This window comes from Pseudomonas sp. 1L-B-1-E-C1, assembly GCF_057291835.1.
The window spans coordinates 72,274-94,937 of record NZ_JBXAWN010000004.1 but is presented as its reverse complement, the minus strand read 5'-3'; the positions used below and the strand labels follow the sequence as shown (position 1 = coordinate 94,937).

General features: G+C 58.8%; 21 protein-coding genes and 3 tRNA genes. 2 read left to right on the top strand and 22 right to left on the bottom strand.

Annotated elements, in window-relative coordinates:
* Nucleotides 1-405: 405 nt before the first annotated feature.
* From ampE to AC0Z4S_RS08715, 3 genes are all read right to left on the bottom strand, one after another.
* Nucleotides 406-1,245, bottom strand: a complete 840-nt coding sequence (gene ampE / locus AC0Z4S_RS08725) for a regulatory signaling modulator protein AmpE (protein WP_485622689.1) — start codon at nucleotides 1,243-1,245, stop codon at nucleotides 406-408.
* Nucleotides 1,242-1,802: a 1,6-anhydro-N-acetylmuramyl-L-alanine amidase AmpD gene (gene ampD, locus AC0Z4S_RS08720; protein ID WP_485622688.1), complete on the bottom strand. Its 561-nt coding sequence runs from the start codon at nucleotides 1,800-1,802 to the stop codon at nucleotides 1,242-1,244. Before ampD ends, ampE begins: the two co-directional genes overlap by 4 nt.
* A gap of 64 nt (nucleotides 1,803-1,866) precedes the next feature.
* Nucleotides 1,867-4,047 (bottom strand): DUF1631 domain-containing protein, encoded by a 2,181-nt coding sequence (locus AC0Z4S_RS08715; RefSeq protein WP_485622687.1) that lies wholly within the window; start codon nucleotides 4,045-4,047, stop codon nucleotides 1,867-1,869.
* Between the two features lie 266 nt (nucleotides 4,048-4,313).
* On the opposite strand from AC0Z4S_RS08715, the gene nadC reads away from it, so the two are divergent.
* Complete coding sequence (gene nadC, locus AC0Z4S_RS08710; protein WP_056782879.1) at nucleotides 4,314-5,162, top strand: carboxylating nicotinate-nucleotide diphosphorylase; 849 nt, start codon at nucleotides 4,314-4,316, stop codon at nucleotides 5,160-5,162.
* 80 nt (nucleotides 5,163-5,242) lie between these two features.
* On the opposite strand, the gene AC0Z4S_RS08705 is transcribed toward nadC, so the two are convergent.
* The 17 genes from AC0Z4S_RS08705 to rlmE form a co-directional block, all read right to left on the bottom strand.
* Complete coding sequence (locus AC0Z4S_RS08705) at nucleotides 5,243-5,542, bottom strand: DUF6388 family protein (RefSeq protein WP_024011573.1); 300 nt, start codon at nucleotides 5,540-5,542, stop codon at nucleotides 5,243-5,245.
* Between the two features lie 228 nt (nucleotides 5,543-5,770).
* Nucleotides 5,771-5,846, bottom strand: a tRNA-Thr gene (locus AC0Z4S_RS08700).
* Nucleotides 5,847-5,997: 151 nt separating this feature from the next.
* Nucleotides 5,998-8,103: a polyribonucleotide nucleotidyltransferase gene (gene pnp / locus AC0Z4S_RS08695; protein WP_485622686.1), complete on the bottom strand. Its 2,106-nt coding sequence runs from the start codon at nucleotides 8,101-8,103 to the stop codon at nucleotides 5,998-6,000.
* Between the two features lie 204 nt (nucleotides 8,104-8,307).
* The gene (gene rpsO / locus AC0Z4S_RS08690; RefSeq protein ID WP_016771751.1) at nucleotides 8,308-8,577 is read right to left on the bottom strand and encodes a 30S ribosomal protein S15; all 270 of its coding nucleotides are present in this window, start codon (nucleotides 8,575-8,577) and stop codon (nucleotides 8,308-8,310) included.
* A gap of 142 nt (nucleotides 8,578-8,719) precedes the next feature.
* A complete protein-coding gene (gene truB / locus AC0Z4S_RS08685; protein ID WP_024011571.1) occupies nucleotides 8,720-9,637 on the bottom strand; it encodes a tRNA pseudouridine(55) synthase TruB in 918 nt (305 codons plus the stop codon).
* A gap of 4 nt (nucleotides 9,638-9,641) precedes the next feature.
* A complete protein-coding gene (gene rbfA / locus AC0Z4S_RS08680) occupies nucleotides 9,642-10,043 on the bottom strand; it encodes a 30S ribosome-binding factor RbfA (protein WP_016771753.1) in 402 nt (133 codons plus the stop codon).
* 159 nt (nucleotides 10,044-10,202) lie between these two features.
* Complete coding sequence (infB, locus tag AC0Z4S_RS08675; RefSeq protein ID WP_042608863.1) at nucleotides 10,203-12,734, bottom strand: translation initiation factor IF-2; 2,532 nt, start codon at nucleotides 12,732-12,734, stop codon at nucleotides 10,203-10,205.
* Nucleotides 12,735-12,761: 27 nt separating this feature from the next.
* Nucleotides 12,762-14,243 (bottom strand): transcription termination factor NusA, encoded by a 1,482-nt coding sequence (nusA, locus tag AC0Z4S_RS08670; RefSeq protein ID WP_024011569.1) that lies wholly within the window; start codon nucleotides 14,241-14,243, stop codon nucleotides 12,762-12,764.
* A gap of 47 nt (nucleotides 14,244-14,290) precedes the next feature.
* The gene (gene rimP, locus AC0Z4S_RS08665) at nucleotides 14,291-14,749 is read right to left on the bottom strand and encodes a ribosome maturation factor RimP (RefSeq protein ID WP_007973115.1); all 459 of its coding nucleotides are present in this window, start codon (nucleotides 14,747-14,749) and stop codon (nucleotides 14,291-14,293) included.
* Nucleotides 14,750-14,888: 139 nt separating this feature from the next.
* Nucleotides 14,889-14,965: transfer RNA gene (locus AC0Z4S_RS08660), tRNA-Met, on the bottom strand.
* 97 nt (nucleotides 14,966-15,062) lie between these two features.
* Nucleotides 15,063-15,148, bottom strand: a tRNA-Leu gene (locus AC0Z4S_RS08655).
* A 22-nt stretch (nucleotides 15,149-15,170) separates the two neighbouring features.
* Nucleotides 15,171-15,554 (bottom strand): preprotein translocase subunit SecG, encoded by a 384-nt coding sequence (gene secG / locus AC0Z4S_RS08650; RefSeq protein ID WP_123418240.1) that lies wholly within the window; start codon nucleotides 15,552-15,554, stop codon nucleotides 15,171-15,173.
* 4 nt (nucleotides 15,555-15,558) lie between these two features.
* Complete coding sequence (gene tpiA, locus AC0Z4S_RS08645) at nucleotides 15,559-16,314, bottom strand: triose-phosphate isomerase (RefSeq protein WP_042608862.1); 756 nt, start codon at nucleotides 16,312-16,314, stop codon at nucleotides 15,559-15,561.
* Nucleotides 16,315-16,379: 65 nt separating this feature from the next.
* On the bottom strand, nucleotides 16,380-17,717 hold the full coding sequence (gene glmM / locus AC0Z4S_RS08640) for a phosphoglucosamine mutase (RefSeq protein WP_471879908.1): 1,338 nt from the start codon (nucleotides 17,715-17,717) through the stop codon (nucleotides 16,380-16,382).
* Between the two features lie 16 nt (nucleotides 17,718-17,733).
* Nucleotides 17,734-18,585, bottom strand: a complete 852-nt coding sequence (folP, locus tag AC0Z4S_RS08635) for a dihydropteroate synthase (protein ID WP_485622685.1) — start codon at nucleotides 18,583-18,585, stop codon at nucleotides 17,734-17,736.
* An 8-nt stretch (nucleotides 18,586-18,593) separates the two neighbouring features.
* Nucleotides 18,594-20,501 carry an ATP-dependent zinc metalloprotease FtsH gene (gene ftsH / locus AC0Z4S_RS08630; RefSeq protein ID WP_016771759.1) on the bottom strand — a complete coding sequence of 636 codons (1,908 nt, stop codon included), beginning with the start codon at nucleotides 20,499-20,501 and terminating at the stop codon, nucleotides 18,594-18,596.
* A gap of 202 nt (nucleotides 20,502-20,703) precedes the next feature.
* Complete coding sequence (gene rlmE / locus AC0Z4S_RS08625) at nucleotides 20,704-21,333, bottom strand: 23S rRNA (uridine(2552)-2'-O)-methyltransferase RlmE (RefSeq protein ID WP_039759551.1); 630 nt, start codon at nucleotides 21,331-21,333, stop codon at nucleotides 20,704-20,706.
* Nucleotides 21,334-21,434: 101 nt separating this feature from the next.
* On the opposite strand from rlmE, the gene AC0Z4S_RS08620 reads away from it, so the two are divergent.
* Nucleotides 21,435-21,743: a YhbY family RNA-binding protein gene (locus tag AC0Z4S_RS08620; protein ID WP_003221534.1), complete on the top strand. Its 309-nt coding sequence runs from the start codon at nucleotides 21,435-21,437 to the stop codon at nucleotides 21,741-21,743.
* Between the two features lie 9 nt (nucleotides 21,744-21,752).
* On the opposite strand, the gene AC0Z4S_RS08615 is transcribed toward AC0Z4S_RS08620, so the two are convergent.
* Both AC0Z4S_RS08615 and greA read right to left on the bottom strand, forming a co-directional pair.
* A complete protein-coding gene (locus tag AC0Z4S_RS08615; protein WP_485622684.1) occupies nucleotides 21,753-22,157 on the bottom strand; it encodes an MFS transporter in 405 nt (134 codons plus the stop codon).
* Nucleotides 22,158-22,185: 28 nt separating this feature from the next.
* Nucleotides 22,186-22,662: a transcription elongation factor GreA gene (gene greA / locus AC0Z4S_RS08610; RefSeq protein WP_039759729.1), complete on the bottom strand. Its 477-nt coding sequence runs from the start codon at nucleotides 22,660-22,662 to the stop codon at nucleotides 22,186-22,188.
* Nucleotides 22,663-22,664 lie beyond the last annotated feature (2 nt).

Sequence of the window (22,664 nt, the reverse complement as noted above, 5' to 3'; positions counted from 1 at the left end):
TTCGACATGGGTGCCCTGAAATTCGCGATAGGAGTCGCGCACCAGATAGAAATTGGTCACCAGCATCGGCACCAGGAACAGCACGCTGATCAGGCTGAACTTCATGCCGAAGCTCAGGCGGTTCATCAGCGAGACGGCGGGATAGAGCAAGCTCTTCACTGGAAGTCTCCCCTTGGTTTTTCTTGTTTTTATTGGCAGGCGCGGGACGACAGCAGATAGCCACTATCGGGCGCTATCTCTGTATAGCGCAAATCGGCGGGGGGTTTTGTAACTTAAGGTTAATGGCGATGCGGTGATCGCCACCGTCAAAAGCAAAAAAGCTCGCAGCCTTCGGCAGCTCCTACAGGGGAAATGCGATCCCGTGTAGGAGCTGCCGAAGGCTGCGATCTTTTGCTCTTGCTGTAATCAGTGAACCAGAACAGTCCACAAGGCAAACCCGGCATACCACAACACTGCCGCACGCAGCAGCAGTTCCCACAGGCAGTCGAGGGTGTTGATGCCATCCGGGCCGACCGCTGGCGGCGGGATCTCTCCAGCGGCGAGGCCGACCTTGTTGATCAACTGTGCAGCGCTGATGTTCCAGTTCAGCAGCTCATGCAGCATCACGCGGCTGACCGCGACGAAGTTGCCAACCAGGGCCAGACTCGCCGCCAGCAAACGCACCGGCACCCAATCGAAGGCATGACGCAACTGCGCAGCGCGCTCGACCAGCGCCGGGTTTGTACCGTGCTCTTCGGCCAACGCCAGCAAACGATAGGCCAGTGCCGCTACCGGACCGAGGAGGAAGTACCAGAAGATCACCGCGAAGAAACTCTGATAGGCCTGCCACAGCAGATGCCCCTGCACCCGCTCGAGCAATTGCTCGCCGCTGTCGGCGCAGATGTTCAGGTCGCGCTTGGCCACGTGCGCCGCCGCTTGCAGATCTTCACGGCGCCAGGCATCGCGGAACGGCCCGAGGCCGCCGAGCAGATCGCCACGCCCGAGGCTGTAAATGACCACCAGCAAATGCACCGGCAGCGCCAGCAAACCGTACGCCACCGGTTCCAGTACCCACAGCAACAGCGCCAGCAACGCCACCGGGAACAGCACCAGAATCGTCAGCACCAGCCACGGTTGTTTCGCCAATCGTTCGCTGCTTTCGAGTTTGTGCAGCTCGCGGATCCATCCGCCATCGCGTTGAAGCCGATGGCGCAGGGCCGAAAACTTCTCGATCCACAGCGCCAGCAGTAACACCAGAAAACTCATTGTCCTTCCTCTTTTGCCAGGGCCGCGCGGTAGCGTGCCCAGTCGAATGCCGGTCCCGGATCGGTCTTGCGCCCCGGCGCGATATCGCTGTGGCCGCAGATGCGCTGATCGGTGATCGCCGGAAAACGTTGCTGCAACTGCCGGGTCAGCGCCGTCAGCGCGCGATACTGTTCGTCGGTGAACGGCAGATCATCGGTGCCTTCCAGCTCGATGCCCACGGAAAAATCGTTACAGGTTTCACGACCTTCGAACACAGAAACGCCGGCATGCCACGCCCGCGCAAGACAGGAGACAAACTGGGTGACCTTACCGTCACGTTCGATCAGAAAGTGCGCCGAGACACGCAGGTCAGCGATGCCTGCAAAGTACGGGTGTTCGGTGACATCCAGACGATTCTGGAAAAATTCCTGCACCTTGCCCGTGGCGAATTGCGCCGGCGGCAGGCTGATGTTGTGGATGACCAACAGGGAGACTTCGCCCGCCGGGCGCTCATTGAAGTTGGGCGACGGGCAGATCTGCACGCCATGACACCACCCGCTCGCGGGATCCAACTGCATACCGATTCCTTCAACGCCGACCATGTGGGCGCCCAGTATGCCGCGATCCGCCCTCGCCGTGCGATCAGTTGCCGCGATTGAGTCGCCGCAGGTCGCCCAGCACCGTTTCCAGTGCGCGGTCGAACAACAAGGTGTCATCCAGCACGCGCGCGACGCCACGGCTCAATGCCAGGGCCAGATCGGTGCGGCTGCGCTCCAGCACTTTCATGCCAGTACGGTCGACGAAGACATATTTGCCGGTCTCCTCGATGATCGCCGCGAGTTTGCAACGCAAGGTCTGTTCGTCATCCTCGTCGAACACCACCCAGTTACCCACACGCAACTGCTCGATCTCAGACAGAGCGGCATCGTCTTGCGCAGGGCGCGGCGATGGCGTGGCTGCAGTTTGGTCGGTGCTGTGCTGCAAGACCTGGGGCGTGACTTCGATCAGCGGCGTACCGCTGTGATCGGCGTCGTCGGAGCGCTCCAGCACGCGCACGTGCAGAGCCTCCAGTTCACTGAAGAATTCGCTGGTGGCAAACGGGTCGAACGCCGTGCTGCTCAGGCCATCGCGCAGCGACTTGAGCAGACCCGGCACCAGTGCCAGCAGACGCAGGCTGGATTCGCCGTCGTCATGGCGTTGCACACTCCAGATCAGCTGTTCCATGGTCTGCACGTCGGCGTGCCACTCAGCGGACTGATCGCCATGCTTCAGACAGGTCAGCAGCAGCACGTTGCTCCAGGCCTGCTGGACGAAACTGACCACCGTGGTCGGCAGCACTTTGCCCAGCAACGCCTGCTGCAACGCTTGCGCGACGCGATGTTGAGCCAACTCGGCTTTCGCCCGGCCTTCCTCGGCATCACGCAAGCGTTGTTCGAGCAGTTCGGTGCGACGACGCTCCTCCTGAGTAAAGGCGAGGAAGTCGGCGAGCAATTCGGAGAAGGTCGCCGGGTCGTCGACGAACTCGCTCAGCAAGCGCTGCACCACTTGCTCGATGCGCACGTAGAGGCTGTCCCGCTCAGCACCGTCGCAATCGCTCCAGCCCATTGCGGCCTCGGCGATTTCGTTGAGCAGGCGCCGCGCCGGGTGCGTGCTGCGGCTGAAGAAACTCTTGTCCAGCACAGCGACTTTGAGCATCGGAATCTGCAATCGGGCGATCAGCGCCTTGAGCGCGTCTGGCACGTTGCGATCGTCGAGGATGCAGTCGAAGACCATGGCGATCAGGTTGATCACATCTTCGTCGGCGGTCGCGACAACGCGGGAGCGGCCACTTCTGACGCTGACCCGGGTCAGCAGCTGTTCGAGCTGATGACGCAGATCGAAATCTTCCTGAGCCTCGAGCGCCGGTACGTATTGCTGCAAATGCGACAACAACCGCAGCAGATCGCGGGTGTTGATCGGATGCGCCGGGGCGCCAGGTTCCAGTGTCGGGGTGACACGGCCGCGCACGTGGGCGAGCAGTTGCTGCAACGCCGCAAACACCTCTTCCACGCCCTCGTCCGCTGGCGGCAGCTCGTCGAGGTCCTCAATCAACGTCTCGCTGTCCGCAGGCTCGACCATGCGACGGGGTATGGCCGGTTTCAGATGCGGCAATACGCCGGTGGCGAGCAGCAACTGATTGGCCTCGGCATACAGCTGCTCGGTATCGGCCAGCACATAGCGTTCGAACAGTTTGAGCAGGATCAGCTTGACCTTGATCTCGACGCCGAGGTTACGCCCGGCCTGCAGGAAATATTCGCAGAGCATCGCCGGACTCAGCGGATTGTGCTGATCGTCGAGACGCTTGCCGAGCATCGAGCTGAAGCGTGCGGTCAGTTGATCGAGAGCGAAGCCGTCGCGCTTGAGCACGCGGCTGACCATGGTCTGCACGGCCACGGTGCGCTCCATGGCATCGGTACGCGGCGTCGCATCTTCGACCACCAGCGTGCGTGGCAAGGTAATGGCGGCGGGATCGTATTGAGTGAGACCGGCGAAGGCTTCGAAAAACAGCTCGAGAAAGCCGCGCTCGATGTTCTTGCGCTTGAGGCGCAGGTCGCGCATGGCTTCGAAAAAGATGTTCTGATCGACGTCGTTGCGCGCCCGGTCGGCCATTTCGAACAGCGTGTCGTCGGCGTTATCGAACAGCTCCTGCAAATCGTGGCGCAACTGCTGCGCAGCCTTGTCGCGGACTTGCAGCAGAATCACCGGCAAGCGGGCAAGCGGCGAGTGGTCCGCCAGATCGGCAGTCGCCCGGTGCAAAGGCACCACTTTCCCGTCGTTGCGCATCCAAGCCTCCTGGAACGGTGATTCGGTTCGTCGCTTTGACACTGCTCCAGCGGAGTCGTTCGTCAAAGCCATGACGTCAAATACAAGGCGGATTATCTGGTAAAAGATGGCGACGATGCTATAGGCCTCAGGGTTTCCCCTATACGCCACGCACCACGCACTCGGCTCAGGAAAATCGACCAGATGCGTCAGGCACGCGCGTTCTCGCCTTGGGTTGGCTCGCGCCCTGCCCCTATAATCGAACCACTTTGTTTGTGGAGTCCGTTATGCCGAATCTACGTCTCGCCGATCTGACCGCCGAAATCGAAAACAACGTGCGCCGTGCGTTGCTCGAAGACGTCGGCAGCGGCGACATCACCGCGCAACTGATCCCGGCCGAACGCCTGGCCAAAGCCACCATCATCACCCGTGACGACGCCGTCATCTGCGGCACCGCGTGGGTCGATGCGGTGTTTCGCCAGCTCGATCCGCGCGTGGCGGTGCATTGGCAAGTGGTCGACGGCCAGCGGGTCAAAGCCAATCAGCCGCTGTTTCACCTGGAAGGCCCGGCTCGCTCACTGCTGACGGGTGAACGCAGCGCGTTGAACTTCCTGCAGTTGCTGTCGGGCGTAGCCACGCGCGCGCAGTACCTGGCGGACTTCGTCGGCGAGACGCAGGTCAAGTTGCTCGACACGCGCAAAACCTTGCCGGGCCTGCGGATGGCGCAGAAATACGCAGTGACCTGCGGCGGCTGTCACAACCACCGAATCGGTCTGTACGACGCCTTCCTGATCAAAGAAAACCACATCGCCGCCAGTGGTGGCATCGCCGAAGCCGTGGCCGCCGCACACAAGATCGCCCCGGGCAAACCGGTGGAGATCGAAGTGGAAAGTCTTGAGGAGTTGCAGCAAGCGCTGGAAGCGGGCGCCGACATCATCATGCTCGACGAACTGAGCCTGGACGACATGCGCGAAGCGGTACGCCTGACCGCCGGCAAAGCGAAACTGGAAGCCAGCGGCGGCATCAACGAAAGCACACTGCTGCCGATCGCCGAAACGGGCGTGGATTACATTTCGATCGGTGCGATGACCAAGGATGTCAAAGCGGTGGATCTGTCGATGCGACTAAGCCTCTAAACGCAGCGGCAAGCTACAAGCTACAAGCCAAGCGACTCTGCTTTGACTTGCAGCTTGTAGCTAGAAGCTCGCAGCTGCTCTTATACGACGAGATTGTTCATCTCGCAGTACTCTTCCCACTCGACACCCAATACTTCTGCCGCTTCCTTGTGCAGCACGAGGCGCTGCGCCTCGAACTCCTCTGGCGTGCTCGTGTACTTGAGGGTCAGCTCCCACGGCTGCAAGCCCTGCGCTTCGGCTTCGTCTTCGAAGGCCCACTGGATCTGGTCTTTCTGATCATCGGGACTCAAGTCCTTGATCTCTTCCTTCAGGTCCGGCACATCCAGAAGGTATTTTTCCAGCGCTTGTTCGTGGCGTTGCTCTTGGGTCAATTCAGTCATGGGGTTCTCGCTGATCTTAGGAATGGAGGATGGATCTGGATCATCAAGGATCTCTCTGACGCGGACTGGCCGGCCTTCGGAACCATTCGGGATCATCTGAAAACTGCTAAGCGATGCTCATGCAGGCACCGAATATAGGACGTTTGCATGACGAATTACACGGCTCTTTACATCTCTGCACAAAAAGCTGACCTGCGGAACATGAATCGATGTGGCGCGCTGAGGAGTTGGTGCCCGAGACAGGAATCGAACCTGCGACCTTCGCGTTACGAGTGCGCTGCTCTACCGGCTGAGCTACACGGGCGGTGGGCTAAACCTAGCACCGGTCTCGAGCTGCGGCAAATTTGTGGCGAGGGGATAAATCCCCTCGCCACAATTTCTTTATTTCAGATAAAAAAATGCCCCCGCCGTTTGCACGGCGGGGGCATCTTCATTGCGCTAAAGCGTTGGGGTGATTAAACGCCCGAAGCCTTGGCAGCTGCCACGTCTTTGATGGACAGCTTGATACGGCCGCGGTTGTCCACGTCCAGTACCAGCACTTCCACTTCCTGGCCTTCTTTCAGGATGTCGGTCACTTTCTCAACGCGAGCGTCGCTCAGCATCGAGATGTGCACCAGACCGTCCTTGCCCGGCAGGATGTTGACGAATGCGCCGAAGTCGACGATGCGCTCAACCTTGCCGACGTAGATCTTGCCGATCTCGGCTTCTGCCGTGATGCTCAGAACGCGCTGACGAGCAGCTTCTGCGGCATCTTTGGTTTCGCCGAAGATCTTGATCGAACCGTCGTCTTCGATGTCGATCGAAGCCTTGGTTTCTTCGCAGATCGCACGGATGGTCGCGCCACCTTTACCGATAACGTCACGGATCTTGTCGGTGTCGATCTTCATCGCGATCATGGTCGGAGCGTTGGCCGACAGTTCGGTACGCGACTGGCCAATGATCTGGTTCATCTGGCCGAGGATGTTCAGGCGCGCTTCAAGGGCCTGGCCCAGAGCGATTTCCATGATCTCTTCGGTGATGCCCTTGATCTTGATGTCCATCTGCAGCGCGGTAACGCCTTTGGCGGTACCGGCTACCTTGAAGTCCATGTCGCCCAGGTGATCTTCGTCGCCGAGGATGTCGGTCAGAACAGCGAATTTCTCGCCTTCTTTAACCAGACCCATGGCGATACCGGCCACTGGAGCCTTCATCGGCACACCAGCGTCCATCAGTGCGAGGGAAGCGCCGCACACGGAAGCCATCGAGCTCGAACCGTTGGATTCGGTGATTTCCGAGACCACGCGGATGGTGTACGGGAACACGTCAGCGGCTGGCAGCATGGCCGAAACCGAACGACGGGCCAGACGGCCGTGACCGATTTCGCGACGACCGGCGCCACCCATGCGACCACACTCGCCTACCGAGAACGGCGGGAAGTTGTAGTGCAGCATGAACGGGTCTTTCTTTTCGCCTTCCAGGGTGTCCAGCAGCTGCGCGTCACGGGCGGTGCCCAGTGTTGCCACAACCAGTGCCTGGGTTTCGCCACGGGTGAACAGCGCCGAACCGTGAGTCTTCGGCAGAACGCCGACTTCGATGTTCAGCGGACGTACGGTGCGGGTGTCGCGACCGTCGATACGAGGCTTGCCGTTAACGATGTTTTCGCGAACGGTGCGGTATTCGATTTCGCCGAAGGCTGCTTTGACTTCAGCAGCGGTAGGCTGGCCTTCTTCACCGGACAGCTTGGCAACCACCTGGTCACGCAACTCGCCCAGACGCGCGTAGCGGTCGGCCTTGATGGTGATGGTGTAAGCCTGGGAGATCGCTTCGCCGAACTCGGCACGGATCGCGCCCAGCAGCTCGGTGGCTTCAGGCTGTGGAGCCCAGTTCCAGGTTGGCTTGGCGGCTTCGGCAGCCAGTTCCTTCACAGCATTGATCACAACCTGGAATTCGTCGTGAGCGAACAATACCGCGCCCAGCATCTGGTCTTCGGTCAGCTCTTTGGCTTCGGATTCAACCATCAGCACGGCGTCGGAAGTACCGGCAACGACCATGTCCAGGCTCGAAGCGGCCTGCTGTTCGTAAGTCGGGTTCAGCAGGTAACCGGTGCTTTCGTGGAACGCCACGCGAGCGGCGCCGATCGGGCCGTCGAACGGAATGCCGGAAATGGCCAGGGCAGCCGAGGTACCGATCATCGCGGCGATGTCCGGATCGGTCTTCTTGCTGGTGGAAACGACGGTGCAGACAACCTGCACTTCGTTCATGAAGCCTTCTGGGAACAGCGGACGGATCGGACGGTCGATCAGTCGGGAAGTCAGGGTTTCTTTCTCGGAAGGACGGCCTTCACGCTTGAAGAAACCGCCAGGGATCTTACCGGCAGCGTAAGTCTTTTCCTGGTAGTGCACGGACAGAGGGAAGAAACCCTTGCCCGGATCGGCTTGCTTTGCACCGACGACAGTCACCAACACGCTGACGTCGTCGTCAACGGTGACCAATACTGCGCCGGAGGCCTGACGGGCGATACGGCCTGTCTCGAGGGTAACGGTCGATTGACCGAACTGGAATTTTTTGATTACCGGGTTCACGGTGTCCTACCTTCTTTGTGGCTCTTGGGGGAAACGGTTTCTTGCGAATTCTTGGGCAATCTCGGGAATCGGCCCGATGGCAATTGTCCGGGTGTTACAGGTAAAGCCATGCTGCAGATAAAACTTGAGGCTGGGAGCCTGCAAGACGTCAGCGGAAAACCGCTGACGTCCGACAGACCACCAACCTCATAGCGCAATCGCTGATTAGCGACGCAGACCCAGGCGAGCGATCAGCGCGGCGTACCGGCTTACGTCCTTGCCTTTCAGGTAGTCCAGCAGCTTGCGACGCTGGTTAACCATGCGGATCAGACCACGACGGGAGTGGTGATCTTTACCGTTGGCCTTGAAGTGACCTTGCAATTTGTTGATGTTGGCGGTCAGCAGTGCAACCTGCACTTCTGGCGAACCAGTGTCACCAACAGCTTGCTGGTAGTCAGCAACGATTTGAGCTTTTTCTTGAACGTCGAGAGCCATGAGGCAATCCTTCCTTATCAGGAAACTGTTTCAGGGAAACAGCTTCAACAGGCCAGGGACAAATCCCTGTATCTATAAATGAGTAGTGACCATGCCTGTTAACAGCCACACTCGCCGGCCCGCTTACGCAGACCGGTTCCGGTCATTCTGACCGAATCAAGCGACGCGGCGCGATGCGCCCGTCTTCGCTCACTTCACCGATACCGATGAAGCGACCATTGTGATCCTGTACTCGTACCATGCCGAACTTCGGTGCATCCGGGGCACGTACCGGCTGGCCGTTGAGCCAGTAGAACGCGCTCGCTTCCGAGAAGTGCAGCAACGGCCAATCCTGCAGGCCGCTGTCCGATGGCATCAGGAAGCGGTCGACCGCTTCATTGCCGCCTTCGGCATGTACCGCTTCCAGCTCTTCGAGGGTCACGGTCTGCGCCAAGGTGAAAGGCCCGGCCTGGGTCCGACGCAATTCTGCGACGTACGCACCACAACCGAGTTGCTCACCGATATCCTCCACCAGGGTGCGAATATAGGTGCCCTTGCTGCAGTCCACCGCAAGCCGCGCAGTATCGCCTTCGAAGGCCAGCAATTCCAAGCGCGCAATAGTAACAGAACGCGGTTCGCGCTCCACTACTTCGCCTGCACGTGCCAGTTTGTACAGCGGCTGGCCATCACGCTTGAGTGCCGAGTACATCGGCGGTATCTGACTGATTTGCCCGCGAAATTTCGGCAGAACCGCTTCGACATCGGCGCGACCAACGGTCACCGGACGCTCCTGCAAAACCTCGCCTTCGGCATCGGCCGTGGTGGTGGTCTTGCCCAGTTGCGCCAGGGTTTCATAGCCCTTGTCGGAATCGAGCAGATACTGCGAGAACTTGGTCGCCTCGCCGAAGCACAGCGGCAACACGCCGGTGGCCAGCGGGTCGAGGCTGCCGGTGTGCCCGGCCTTCTCGGCATTGAGCAGCCAGCGCACCTTCTGCAACGCGGCGTTGGAAGTGAAACCCAACGGCTTGTCGAGCAGGATGATGCCGCTGACATTACGACGGATACGTTTGACCTGAGCCACCGAATTACTCCTTGGTGTCTTCAGGTGCTGGAGCGGCAACGTGCTGATTGTCTTCAGCCACGGCGCGCTCGATCAGTGCCGACAGGTGCGCACCACGCACGACGGATTCGTCGTAGTGGAAGTGCAATTGCGGCACGCTGCGCAGCTTCATTTCGCGGGCCAATTGCATACGCAGGAAACCTGCGGCGGCATTGAGCACCTTGATGCTTTGCGCGATGTCTTCAGCGTTGTCCTGGCCCATCACGGTGATGAAAATCTTCGCGTGACCGACGTCACGGGACACTTCCACAGCGGTGATGGTGACCAGGCCGACGCGCGGGTCTTTGACTTCGCGACGGATCAGTTGCGCCAGCTCGCGCTGCATCTGATCGCCGATACGTTGGGTACGGCTGTATTCTTTTGCCATGATTTGTTACCTGTTACTGCCGAGCGGCGAAACCCGCAAGGTCTGAAAGCGGCAAACGCCCGGCCTGACAAAAGCCAGACCGGGCGTTGCGTTTAGAGTCCGGACGCTGGGCCGTGCATTTGCATGCTACGGCCCATCGTGGCCCTTGAAGTGCGCGAGTCAGAGGCTGCGAGCAACCTGAACCTTCTCGAAGACTTCGATCTTGTCGCCGACTTTGACGTCGTTGTAGCTCTTCACGCCGATACCGCATTCCATGCCGGCACGCACTTCGGAAGCGTCATCCTTGAAGCGGCGCAGGGATTCCAGCTCGCCTTCGAAGATAACGATGTCTTCACGCAGTACACGGATCGGACGGTTACGGTGCACGACACCTTCGATCACCATGCAACCGGCGATCGCGCCAAACTTCGGCGAACGGAACACGTCACGCACTTCGGCCACACCCAGGATGTTCTCGCGAACATCGCTGCCGAGCATGCCGGTCAAGGCTTTCTTGACGTCTTCGATGATGTCGTAGATCACGTTGTAGTAACGCATATCCAGACCTTCCTGCTCGACGATCTTGCGAGCGCCAGCATCGGCACGCACGTTGAAGCCGAACAGTACAGCGTTGGAAGCCAGTGCCAGGTTGGCATCGGATTCGGTGATACCACCGACACCGCCACCCACGACACGCACTTGCACTTCATCGTTGCCCAGACCATTCAAGGCACCGTTCAACGCTTCCAGCGAACCACGGACGTCGGACTTGAGGACGATGTTGAGCGTCTTCTTCTCGGCCTGACCCATGTTTTCGAAGATGTTTTCCAGCTTGCCGGCGTGAGCGCGAGCCAGTTTGACTTCGCGGAACTTGCCTTGACGGAACAGAGCCACTTCACGGGCTTTCTTCTCGTCGGCAACCACGCTCATCTCGTCGCCAGCGTCCGGGGTACCGTCCAGGCCGAGGATCTCGACAGGGATGGATGGACCGGCTTCCTTGATTGGCTTGCCGTTCTCGTCGAGCATGGCACGTACGCGGCCATAGTTCGAACCGACCAGGACCATGTCGCCTTGACGCAGAGTACCGTCCTGAACCAGCACGGTTGCGACCGGGCCACGACCCTTGTCGAGACGCGATTCAACCACGACACCACGGCCAGGAGCCGATGGGGTTGCCTTCAGTTCGAGAACCTCGGCCTGCAGCAGAACGGCTTCAAGCAGCTCGTCCACGCCGGTACCCATCTTCGCCGAAACCGGTACGAATGGTGTGTCGCCACCCCAGTCTTCGGAAGTCACGCCGTGAACCGACAGTTCGCTGCGGATGCGGTCGAGATCGGCGCCCGGCTTGTCGATCTTGTTCACTGCAACCACCAGCGGCACGCCAGCTGCCTGAGCATGCTGAACGGCTTCGATGGTTTGCGGCATCACGCCGTCGTCCGCTGCCACCACGAGGATCACGATGTCGGTCGCCTTGGCACCACGGGCACGCATTGCGGTAAACGCAGCGTGACCTGGGGTGTCGAGGAAAGTGACCATGCCGCGATCAGTCTCAACGTGGTATGCACCGATGTGCTGGGTGATACCGCCGGCTTCGCCAGCAGCTACCTTGGCACGACGGATGTAGTCGAGCAGGGAAGTCTTACCGTGGTCAACGTGGCCCATTACGGTCACGACTGGTGCACGGGAGAACGACTCACCTTCAAACTTCAGGGACTCGGCCAGGGAATCTTCCAGGGCGGTGTCGCTGACCAGGGTCACTTTGTGGCCCAGTTCTTCGGCTACCAGTTGAGCAGTTTCCTGATCAAGCACCTGGTTGATGGTCGCTGGGGTACCCAGTTTGAACATGAACTTGATGATTTCAGCAGCCTTGACCGACATCTGATTGGCCAGATCGCCAACCGTGATGGTCTCGCCGATCTGCACATCACGCACGACAGGGCCGGTCGGGCTCTGGAAACCGTGGGCGTTGCGCTTCTTCAGCTTGGCCTTGCCGCGACCACCACGACGGAAGCCATCGCTTTCTTCGTCGGTAGTGCGTGGCGCCACACGTGGTGCCGGCGCTTTTTCCTTGACCGATGCGCGATGCGGAGCGTTTTTGCGCTCGCCATCACCGCCGCCGCTACGACGATTGTTGTCGTCGGCACGTGGCTTGTCCGGACGGCGCTGTTCGTTCTGCTTGTTGCGAACGTCAGCCGATGGAGCAGGAGCAGCAGCCACCACCGGTGCGCTTTCACGAACAGGTTCGGCAGCAGCAGCCGGTGCCGCAACGGCATCGCTGGCAGCGGTTTGCGCAGCAGCAGGCTGGCGACGCGCTTCTTCTTCGGCGCGTTGCTTGGCTTCTTCTTCAGCCTTCTGACGGGCAGCATTTTCTACTGCGCGACGCTCATCCAGTTCACGCTTGCGCTCGGCTTCGATTTCTTCCGGGCTGCGCTGTACGAAAACTTTCTTCTTGCGAACTTCAACGCTGATGCTCTTGCTACCAGCCACACGCAGGGTGCTGGTGGTTTTACGCTGCAGCGTGATCTTGCGTGGTTCTTCCACTTTCGCCTTGTGACTGCTCTTCAAGTGAGTCAGCAGGGATTGCTTCTCACTGTCAGTCACATTTTCGTCGGCGGCGGTGTGCGGCAGACCTGCCTCACGCATCTGCTGCAACAGGCGCTCTACCGGTGTTTTGACCTCATCGGCCAGTTGTTTCACCGTGACTTGCGTCATGCACTTCTCTCCTCAGGCCGCGCCTAATTACTCGAACCAGTGGGCTCGGGCGGCCATGATCAACTTGCCGGCACGATCATCGTCAATGCCGTCGATGTCGAGCAGGTCGTCAATAGACTGCTCGGCCAGGTCTTCGCGGGTAATTACGCCGCGCACCGCCAGTTCCATCGCCAAATCCTTGTCCATACCCTCAAGCGAGAGCAGGTCTTCGGCCGGATGGGCGTCTGCCAGCTTTTCCTCAGTAGCGATGGCTTTGGTCAACAAGCGATCCTTGGCGCGAGCACGAAGCTCGTTGACGATGTCCTCGTCAAAGCCGTCGATGTTGAGCATCTCCTCCACCGGTACGTAGGCAATCTCTTCCAGGCTGGTGAAGCCTTCATCTACCAGCACCTGAGCCAGCTCTTCGTCGACTTCCAGCTCGTCGATGAAGTTGCGCAGGATGTCGCCGGTTTCTGCTTGCTGTTTAGCCTGGATGTCCGATTCGGTCATCACGTTCAGGGTCCAGCCAGTCAATTGGCTGGCCAGACGCACGTTCTGACCACCACGACCGATGGCCTGAGCCAGATTGTCTGCGCCAACGGCGATGTCCATGGCATGGGCATCTTCGTCAACGATAATTGCCGCAACCTCGGCCGGGGACATGGCGTTGATCACGAACTGGGCCGGGTTGTCGTCCCACAGCACGATATCAACACGCTCACCGCCCAACTCACCCGATACCGCCTGGACGCGCGAACCGCGCATACCGATGCAGGCACCTTGTGGATCAATGCGCTTGTCCTTGGAGCGGACGGCGATCTTGGCGCGCGAACCCGGGTCACGGGAGGCGGCCATGACCTCGATGAGGCCTTCAGCAATTTCCGGCACTTCGATACGGAACAGCTCGATCAGCATTTCCGGCGCGGTACGCGACAGGATCAGCTGCGGGCCGCGGTTCTCGGTGCGGATTTCCTTGAGCAGCGCACGCAGACGCACGCCGACACGGAAGGTTTCGCGAGAAATGATGTCTTCGCGGGCCAGCAACGCTTCAGCGTTGTTGCCCAGATCGACGATCACGTTGTCGCGGGTGACTTTTTTCACGGTGCCGGAGATGATTTCTCCCAGGCGCTCGCGATAGGCGTCAACCACTTGAGCGCGCTCGGCTTCGCGAACTTTCTGCACGATGACCTGCTTGGCAGTCTGTGCAGCGATGCGGCCGAACTCGATGGATTCGATTTTCTCTTCGACGACGTCACCGACCTTGGCGCCAGGATGCGTTTCGGCAACCTTGCTTGGCCAGGTCTCGATGGCCGGATCGTCGAGATCATTCTCTTCGACGACCGTCCAGCGACGGAAGGTTTCGTAGGAACCGGTGTGGCGGTTGATTTCCACACGCAGGTCCACTTCGTCTTCAAAACGCTTTTTGGTAGCAGTGGCCAGAGCCAGCTCCAGCGCTTCAAAAATTACGCTTGCCGGTACACCCTTTTCATTGGATACCGACTCAACAACCAGCAGTACTTCTTTGCTCATCGTACGCCTCGCCTTTCGCAAGCCATTGGATCCGCGGGATCCGCGTCTCAGTCAAAACTGGGAATAATGTTGGCCTTGTCGATCATATCGATCGGCAACAGGAACTCGTGGTCTTCTACCTGCACCACGACGTCCTGCTCTTCTACACCGCGCAGAAGGCCCTGAAAGTTGCGTCGACCTTCGAAAGGCGAGCGCAGCTTGATCTTCACTTGTTCACCGGCAAATTTGGCAAACTGCTCAAGAGTGAACAGCGGGCGCTCCATGCCAGGCGAGGAAACTTCAAGGGTGTATTCAACGGAGATCGGATCTTCAACATCCAGAACGCCGCTGATCTGACGGCTGACAATGGCGCAATCGTCCACCAGCACGCCACCCTCTTTATCGATATAAACGCGCAACATCGAGTGACGACCCTGAGCCGAAAACTCGATACCCCAGCATTCATAGCCCAGGGCCACGACCACCGGGGCCAGCAAGGCCTGCAACTCTTCTAGCTTGCTCGACACCTGAACCCCCTAGTGCATGATATGTGCATGCTTTGCAAAATAAAAAAATGGGCATAACGCCCATCCTTGAAACGCCGTCGAACAGCGGCGTTGGAAGTATCCAGCTAACAAAAAGCCCCTTAAAAGGGGCTCCTTAAACTGGTTGCGGGGGCCGGATTTGAACCGACGACCTTCGGGTTATGAGCCCGACGAGCTACCAGACTGCTCCACCCCGCGACAAAGCTGGGGCGGAAGTATACGACCGATCCCTTTTAGGGTCAATGTAACCTTCCACCTGCAAGAAAGCCCGCAACAGCGGGCTTTCTTGACTAATTGGTACCGAGAAGGGGACTCGAACCCCTACACCCTATGGGCACAACCACCTCAAGGTTGCGTGTCTACCAATTCCACCACCTCGGCAATACTACGTTTGAAACCCTTCTTACTTCTGCTCTTGAGCTGGAGGCACGTCAGTCGCTGGAGAAGCCGACTTTTGCTCTTGAAGCACCGGGACATCATCAGAAGCCGGTTGTTGCTTAGGTACTTCCAACACCGCTGGATCTGGCAGACCTGCTTGAGTCAGCTGATGAGCTTTCTCTTTAGCAAAGTAACCTAACCCCAAGCTGGTTATGAAGAAACCGGCGGCAAGTATAGCAGTAAACTTACTAAGAAAGGTAGAGGAACCTTGGCTTCCGAACACAGTATTTGACGCACCTGCTCCGAAAGACGCGCCAGCGTCCGCACCCTTACCCTGCTGCAGCAAAACCAGAGCAACTACGCCCAATGCACCCAGCAGATGAAAAACGACTACGACTGTTTCCAGCATTTTTTCAGTTTCCCGCGGCGCGACAGATCGCACCGAACTCATCTGCATTCAGGGAGGCTCCACCAATGAGCCCCCCATCGATATCCGGCATGCCGAACAGTTCGACCGCATTGGCCGCCTTCACGCTGCCGCCGTATAGAAGACGCACATTTCGTGCGACTTCAGAATTCTCTGCCGCCAACTGCTCGCGAATGGCTTTATGCACATCCTGAGCCTGTTGCGGCGTTGCAGTCAGCCCGGTACCAATGGCCCAGACCGGCTCGTAAGCAATCACTGCCTTGGCAAAGGCACCGACACCCAGCTCCTCGATGATGCTGCCCAGCTGACGCCCGACAACTTCAAGAGTTTTTCCGGCTTCGCGTTGCTCAAGGGTCTCCCCCACACACAACACCGGAATCAAGCCACATGCCTGTGCCGCTGCGAACTTGCGATTCAGCATCCCGTCTCGCTCGCCCAGAATCTGGCGGCGTTCGGAGTGCCCGACAAGCACCAGGGAACAACCTGCATCCACCAACTGACTGGGAGCAATCTCACCGGTCAGCGCACCTTGCATGGCTTCCACCGCAGAATTCTGCGCGCCGACCGAAATCGACTTGCCTTTCAAGCCATCAATCACTTGATTGATATACAAGCAAGGCGGGAACACCGCGACATCAACACCGCTAGGCAAGGCCAGATGACGAAGGCCGTTGATCAGCTCAGCGACGCTGGCGCGGGTACCGTGCATCTTCCAGTTACCAGCTACCATAGGGCGACGCATGCTGTACCTCGTCGGTCAAAGTGGGCGCAGATGTTACCCAACACAATCATGGCTTGCAAGCCGTATCAGGCAGAAACTTCGGTTACCAGTTTTGCCAGCTCTTCGGCATAGCCGCGAACCTGGTTTTCGTCCTCGCCTTCGACCATTACGCGCACCAGAGGCTCTGTGCCGGACTTGCGCAGAAGCACGCGACCGCGCCCCGCCATCGCCTGGGTTACGCGGGCGCTGGCTTCCTTGACAGCCGGATGCTCCAGTGGGCTTTCACCGCCGCCGAAGCGGACGTTGATCAGCACCTGAGGGCACTTGCGCAAAGCCTGTCGGGTTTGGGCGAGACCTTCATTGCGGGATTTCAGAGCCATCAACACTTGCAACGCTGCGATGATCGCGTCGCCCGTAGTAGTGTGATTGAAGCAGACGACATGCCCGGAGTTTTCGCCACCCACCAGCCAATTACGCGCCTGCAGTTCGGCGATTACGTAACGGTCACCGACATTGGCACGAACGAAAGGAATGGAAAGATCCGCCAAGGCCAGCTCGAGGCCGAGATTGCTCATCAACGTACCGACGACACCACCCTGCAACTTGCCGCGCTCATGCAGATCGCGAGCAATGATAAACAGCAAATCGTCACCATCAACGATGGTGCCAGTATGATCAACCATCAACACCCGATCGCCGTCACCATCGAAGGCGATGCCCAGATCGGCATGCTCGGCCAGCACCGCAGCCTGTAATGGCCCCATGTGCGTGGAACCGCAGTTATCGTTGATGTTCAGCCCGTTCGGCTGGGCAGACAACACGACAACTTCGGCACCCAGCTCACGGAAGACGCTCGGCGCCACCTTATAGGTCGCACCGTGCGCACAGTCGACAACGATCTTCAGGCCGGAGAAATTGGTCCCAGTAGGCACGCTGCTTTTACAGAACTCGATATAGCGGCCCGATGCGTCATTGATTCGCGACACCTTGCCGATCTTGCTCGATTCGACAACGGTCATCGGCGTATCCAGCAACTCTTCGATCATCAACTCCAGCTCATCCGGCAGCTTGGTGCCTTTGCCGGAGAAGAACTTGATACCGTTGTCGTCATGCGGGTTGTGCGATGCGCTGATCACGATACCGGCTTCAGCCTGGAAGGTGCGCGACAGATAGGCGATGGCCGGCGTCGGCATCGGGCCAAGCAGCATCACATCGGCACCCGCCGAGGTCAGCCCCGCTTCGAGCGCGGATTCGAACATATAGCCGGATATCCGCGTGTCCTTGCCGACCAGCACCTTGCACGCCCCCATCTTGCGGAACGCCATGCCAGCGGCCCAGCCAAGCTTGAGCATGAAATCAGGCGTGATCGGGTATTCACCAACGCGACCGCGAATGCCGTCGGTACCAAAATATTTCTTGCTCATAAGTGCTCCATCATTCTTATTCGGCTGATTCTACGGCCGCGATCATTCGCACTACATCGACAGTTTCCGCCACATCGTGGACGCGCAATATCCGCGCGCCCTTGACCGACGCCAGCGCCGCCAGCGCCAGACCGCCATGCAGACGCTCGCCTACGGGACGGTTCAAGGCGTGGCCAATCATACTCTTGCGCGAAACACCTACCAGCAGAGGGCGACCCAGTGCATGCAGGGCCTCCATGTGCTTGAACAAGCTTAGATTGTGCTGCAGGGTTTTGGCGAAGCCGAAGCCGGGATCAAGAATGATCCGCTCGGCAGGAATGCCCGCCTGCGCGCACTGATCGATGCGCTCGGCCAGAAATTCGCCCACCTCGCGGGTGACATCCTGATAGTGCGGATTGTCCTGCATATCGCCCGGCTCGCCGAGCATGTGCATGAGGCAGACCGGCAACCCGGTCGCCGCTGCCGCATCCAGCGCACCATCGCGACGCAGCGAACGCACGTCGTTGATCAATCCAGCGCCAAGCCGTGCGGTTTCGCGCATGACTGCCGGTGTGGAAGTATCAACCGAAATGATGACATCCAGCTCGCGATTGATCAGCTCGACAATCGGTGCGACGCGCTCAAGCTCCTCGAGAGGAGAAACCGCTCGCGCACCCGGCCGGGTCGATTCGCCGCCGACATCGATCAGCGTCGCACCGGCAAGCACCATCGCTTCGGCATGGCGCAGAGCCGCGTCGAGCTGGCTGTAGCGGCCGCCATCGGAAAAAGAATCAGGGGTGACATTGAGAATGCCCATGACATGCGTATGGGCCAAATCAAGAACCCGGTTGCCGCAAGGCAACCGGGTCAGGGACTGAACAGAAGTCATTTCAAACCTTAAACGTCAGCAGCCGGGCCGCCAATCGGTTTCTCCGGGCGCTCGTCCTGCACCACAGGCGGCGGAGGTGTACCGGTGCCACCGGACCAATCACGCGGCTCGCGAGGTGTACGACCTGCCATGATGTCGTCAATCTGCTCGGCATCAATGGTTTCGTACTTCATCAGCGCATCAGCCATGGCATCCAGCTTGTCACGATTATCCGTAAGGATCTGCTTGGCGGTGCCGTAGCACTGATCGATGATGCTGCGCACCTCGGAGTCGATCAGTTTGGCGGTCTCACCGGAGAAGCTGGCAGCCTGACCGCCACCGCCGCGACCGAGGAACACTTCGCCCTCTTCTTCGGCGTACATCAGCGGACCGAGTTTTTCCGACAGACCCCACTTGGTCACCATGTTCCGGGCAATCTGACTTGCACGCATGATGTCGTTGGAGGCACCGGTGGTCACACCATCGAAGCCCAAGGTCATTTCTTCAGCGATACGGCCGCCGTACAACGAGCAGATCTGGCTGATCAACGCACGCTTGGACAGGCTGTAGCGATCTTCTTCCGGCAGGAACATGGTCACACCCAGCGCACGACCGCGCGGGATGATCGAGACCTTGTAGACCGGATCATGCTCAGGTACGACGCGACCAACAATGGCATGGCCCGCTTCGTGATAAGCAGTGTTCTGCTTTTCTTTCTCGGACATGACCATGGATTTGCGCTCGGCACCCATCATGATCTTGTCTTTGGCCAGCTCGAACTCTTTCATCTCGACGATACGCTTGCCGCTACGGGCAGCGAACAGCGACGCTTCGTTGACCAGGTTGGCCAGGTCTGCACCGGAGAAGCCCGGAGTACCACGTGCGATTACCGCCGGAGCAACGTCGTCGCCCATTGGCACTTTGCGCATGTGCACTTTCAGAATCTGCTCGCGACCACGAATGTCCGGCAAGCCAACCACCACCTGACGGTCGAAACGGCCTGGACGCAGCAGCGCAGGGTCGAGCACGTCGGGACGGTTGGTTGCGGCAATCACGATGATGCCGTCGTTCATTTCGAAGCCGTCCATCTCTACCAGCAACTGGTTGAGAGTCTGCTCACGCTCATCGTGACCACCACCCATACCGGCGCCACGATGGCGACCCACGGCATCGATTTCGTCGATGAAGATGATGCACGGTGCGTGCTTCTTGGCCTGCTCGAACATGTCGCGGACACGGCTGGCGCCGACACCGACGAACATTTCGACAAAGTCGGAACCGGAAATGGTGAAGAACGGCACTTTCGCTTCGCCGGCAATCGCCTTGGCCAGCAAGGTTTTACCGGTGCCCGGTGGGCCGACCATCAGCACACCGCGCGGGATGCGGCCGCCCAGACGCTGGAATTTACCCGGATCACGCAAGAACTCGACCAGTTCGCCGACTTCTTCCTTGGCTTCATCGCAACCGGCAACGTCAGCCAACGTGGTTTTCACCTGATCTTCGGAGAGCAGGCGCGCCTTGCTTTTGCCGAAGCTCATCGGCCCACCCTTGCCACCGGCACCGCCCTGCATCTGGCGCATGAAGAACATGAACACCGCGATGATCACCAGAATCGGGAAGCTGGCCACCAGAAGCTGGGTCCAGATGCTTTGCTGTTCAGGCTGCTTGCCTTCAACCACAACGTGGTTGTCGACCAGATCGCCGATCAGGCCATTGTCCTGGATTGCCGGACGAATGGTCTTGAAGCTGTCGCCATCGGTGCGCTTGCCGGTAATTACATAGCCATCGACAGCTACGCGCTCGACCTTGCCATCCTTGACCTGCTGGATGAAGTCGGAATAGTTGAGGGTCTGCGGCTCGTTAGGGCTGGAGAAGTTGTTCATCACCGTCACCAGGACAGCCGCGATGATCAACCACAGGATCAGATTCTTTGCCATATCGTTCAATTAACTACCCTCTGAAGCAAGCTCCGCTACTGGCGCGCGCTTCGCATGATATTCACCGGCCTAACTTACTACATTACCTACAACTCTGGCAGGCGCCGTCTGTAACCCTTTGTGAAACACTTTCTACACAATATTCGCTTATGCCCGCAGAGCGAAATATGAAAAACCTATCGCCCTGCCGAAAAACCTCGTTTTACGCATCACCGCCGCGATAACCCCAGGCCAGCATGTACTGCTCACGGGAGCTGCCACGGGAAGAGTCTGGCTTGATCATCTGGATCTTGTCGAATTTCTTGCGCGCATCCTTCAGATAAACATCGAACCCTTCGCCCTGAAAAATCTTGATGACGAAATTGCCACCGGGCTTGAGGATCCGCTCCGCCAGATCCAGCGCCAGCTCACAAAGGAACATGGCCTTGGGCATATCCACTTCGGGCGTACCACTCATATTGGGGGCCATATCGGAAATCACAAGGTCCACCTGCGAATTACCGACGGCCTCAAGGATTTCGGCAAGCACCGAGTCTTCAGTGAAGTCACCTTGAATGAAGGTCACGTCCGGAATGCCGTCCATCTCAAGGATGTCAGAAGCGATCAGACGCCCCTGACCACCGATCAGCCGGCTGGTGACCTGCGACCAGCCGCCCGGGGCGGCGCCGAGGTCGACCACGCTCATGCCCGGACGGATCAGTTTGTATTTTTCCTGGATCTCCAGAAGCTTGTAACTTGCACGCGAACGGTAGCCATCCTTCTGCGCCTGCTTCACATAAGGATCGTTGACATGTCTTTTCAGCCAACCAAGGCTTGTCTTGGAACGCGCCATTGGGCACCTCGATGATTAGGGTCGTGATTAGTTGGGCGGATCCACGAACCCTCGGGTAAAATGGCCGCCATTTTACAGAATCCAGACGAAAGGGTCAGATTATGCCGCTCACTCCAGAGCAGAAGAAACAGTACAAATCCATCGGCCACCACCTCAAGCCAGTGTTGACGGTGGCGGACAACGGTTTGACTGAAGGTGTTTTAGCCGAACTTGAACGCGCCCTGGCGGATCACGAGCTGATCAAGATCAAGCTCAACATCCTCGACCGCGAGTCGCGCCTGGCGCACATCGCCGAACTGTGCAAAGTCGGCAAAGCGGACCTGGTTCAGGTCATCGGCAAGATGGCTCTGGTCTACCGCAAGAACTTCAGCGTCAACAAGCAGCTGTCGAACGTTCATCGCTTCAAGTGATGCGCAGGGTCAAGGGTGTGCTTCGCGCACCCTGCCACTCCATCCAGGCACCGGCTGCATGACCAGCACCAGCCCGGAAAACCCCAGCACCAGATAACTGAATACCTGCCAGCGCTGCGCATCCGGCCAGCCGACACGCACAGCGACATACATCGCGCACGCGTACAACGCCATCAACAGCACCTGCCCGCGAAAATCCCGCCATAGACTGCCAAGGCCCTCGGCCTGTACCAGCACCAAAGCCTGAAACACAACGCAAAGAGCGGCGAATCCCACTACCAGCACTTCGAAAGCACTGGCAACTTCGTCGATCAACAGCGGCGCCAGACCGATCTGGCCTAAAGCCGGCTGCAAACCAATGTGAATCAACCATAGACCACCGACCCAAAGCATCTGGGTCAGTTGCCAAAGCATGGCGCCCGCATGCAGCGGGCGCCTTCTTTCAGATGTGACGAACTTCGACAATCTCATACTCGATCACGCCGCCTGGCGTTTTGACGGCGACCACGTCGCCCTCTTCCTTGCCAATCAAGGCGCGGGCCAGCGGCGAACCGACGGAAATCTTGCCGAGTTTGAAGTCAGCCTCATCCTCACCCACGATGTGGTATGTGACGCTTTCATCAGTCTCGACGTTAGCGATCTCGACGGTGGTACCGAAAATCACTTTGCCGGTGTGCGGAATGGTCGTGACATCGATGATGACCTGATTCTGAATCCGGCCTTCGATGTCACGAATCCGCGCCTCGACCATGCCCTGCTGTTCGCGCGCGGCATGGTATTCAGCGTTTTCCTTCAAGTCACCCAACTCGCGGGCCGTACCGATGTCCTGGCTGAGCTTCGGACGAACGACCTTGGTCAGGTGAGCATGTTCTTCTTCCAGGGCTTTGGCGCCCTGAACAGTCATTGGGTACTTGGTTATGC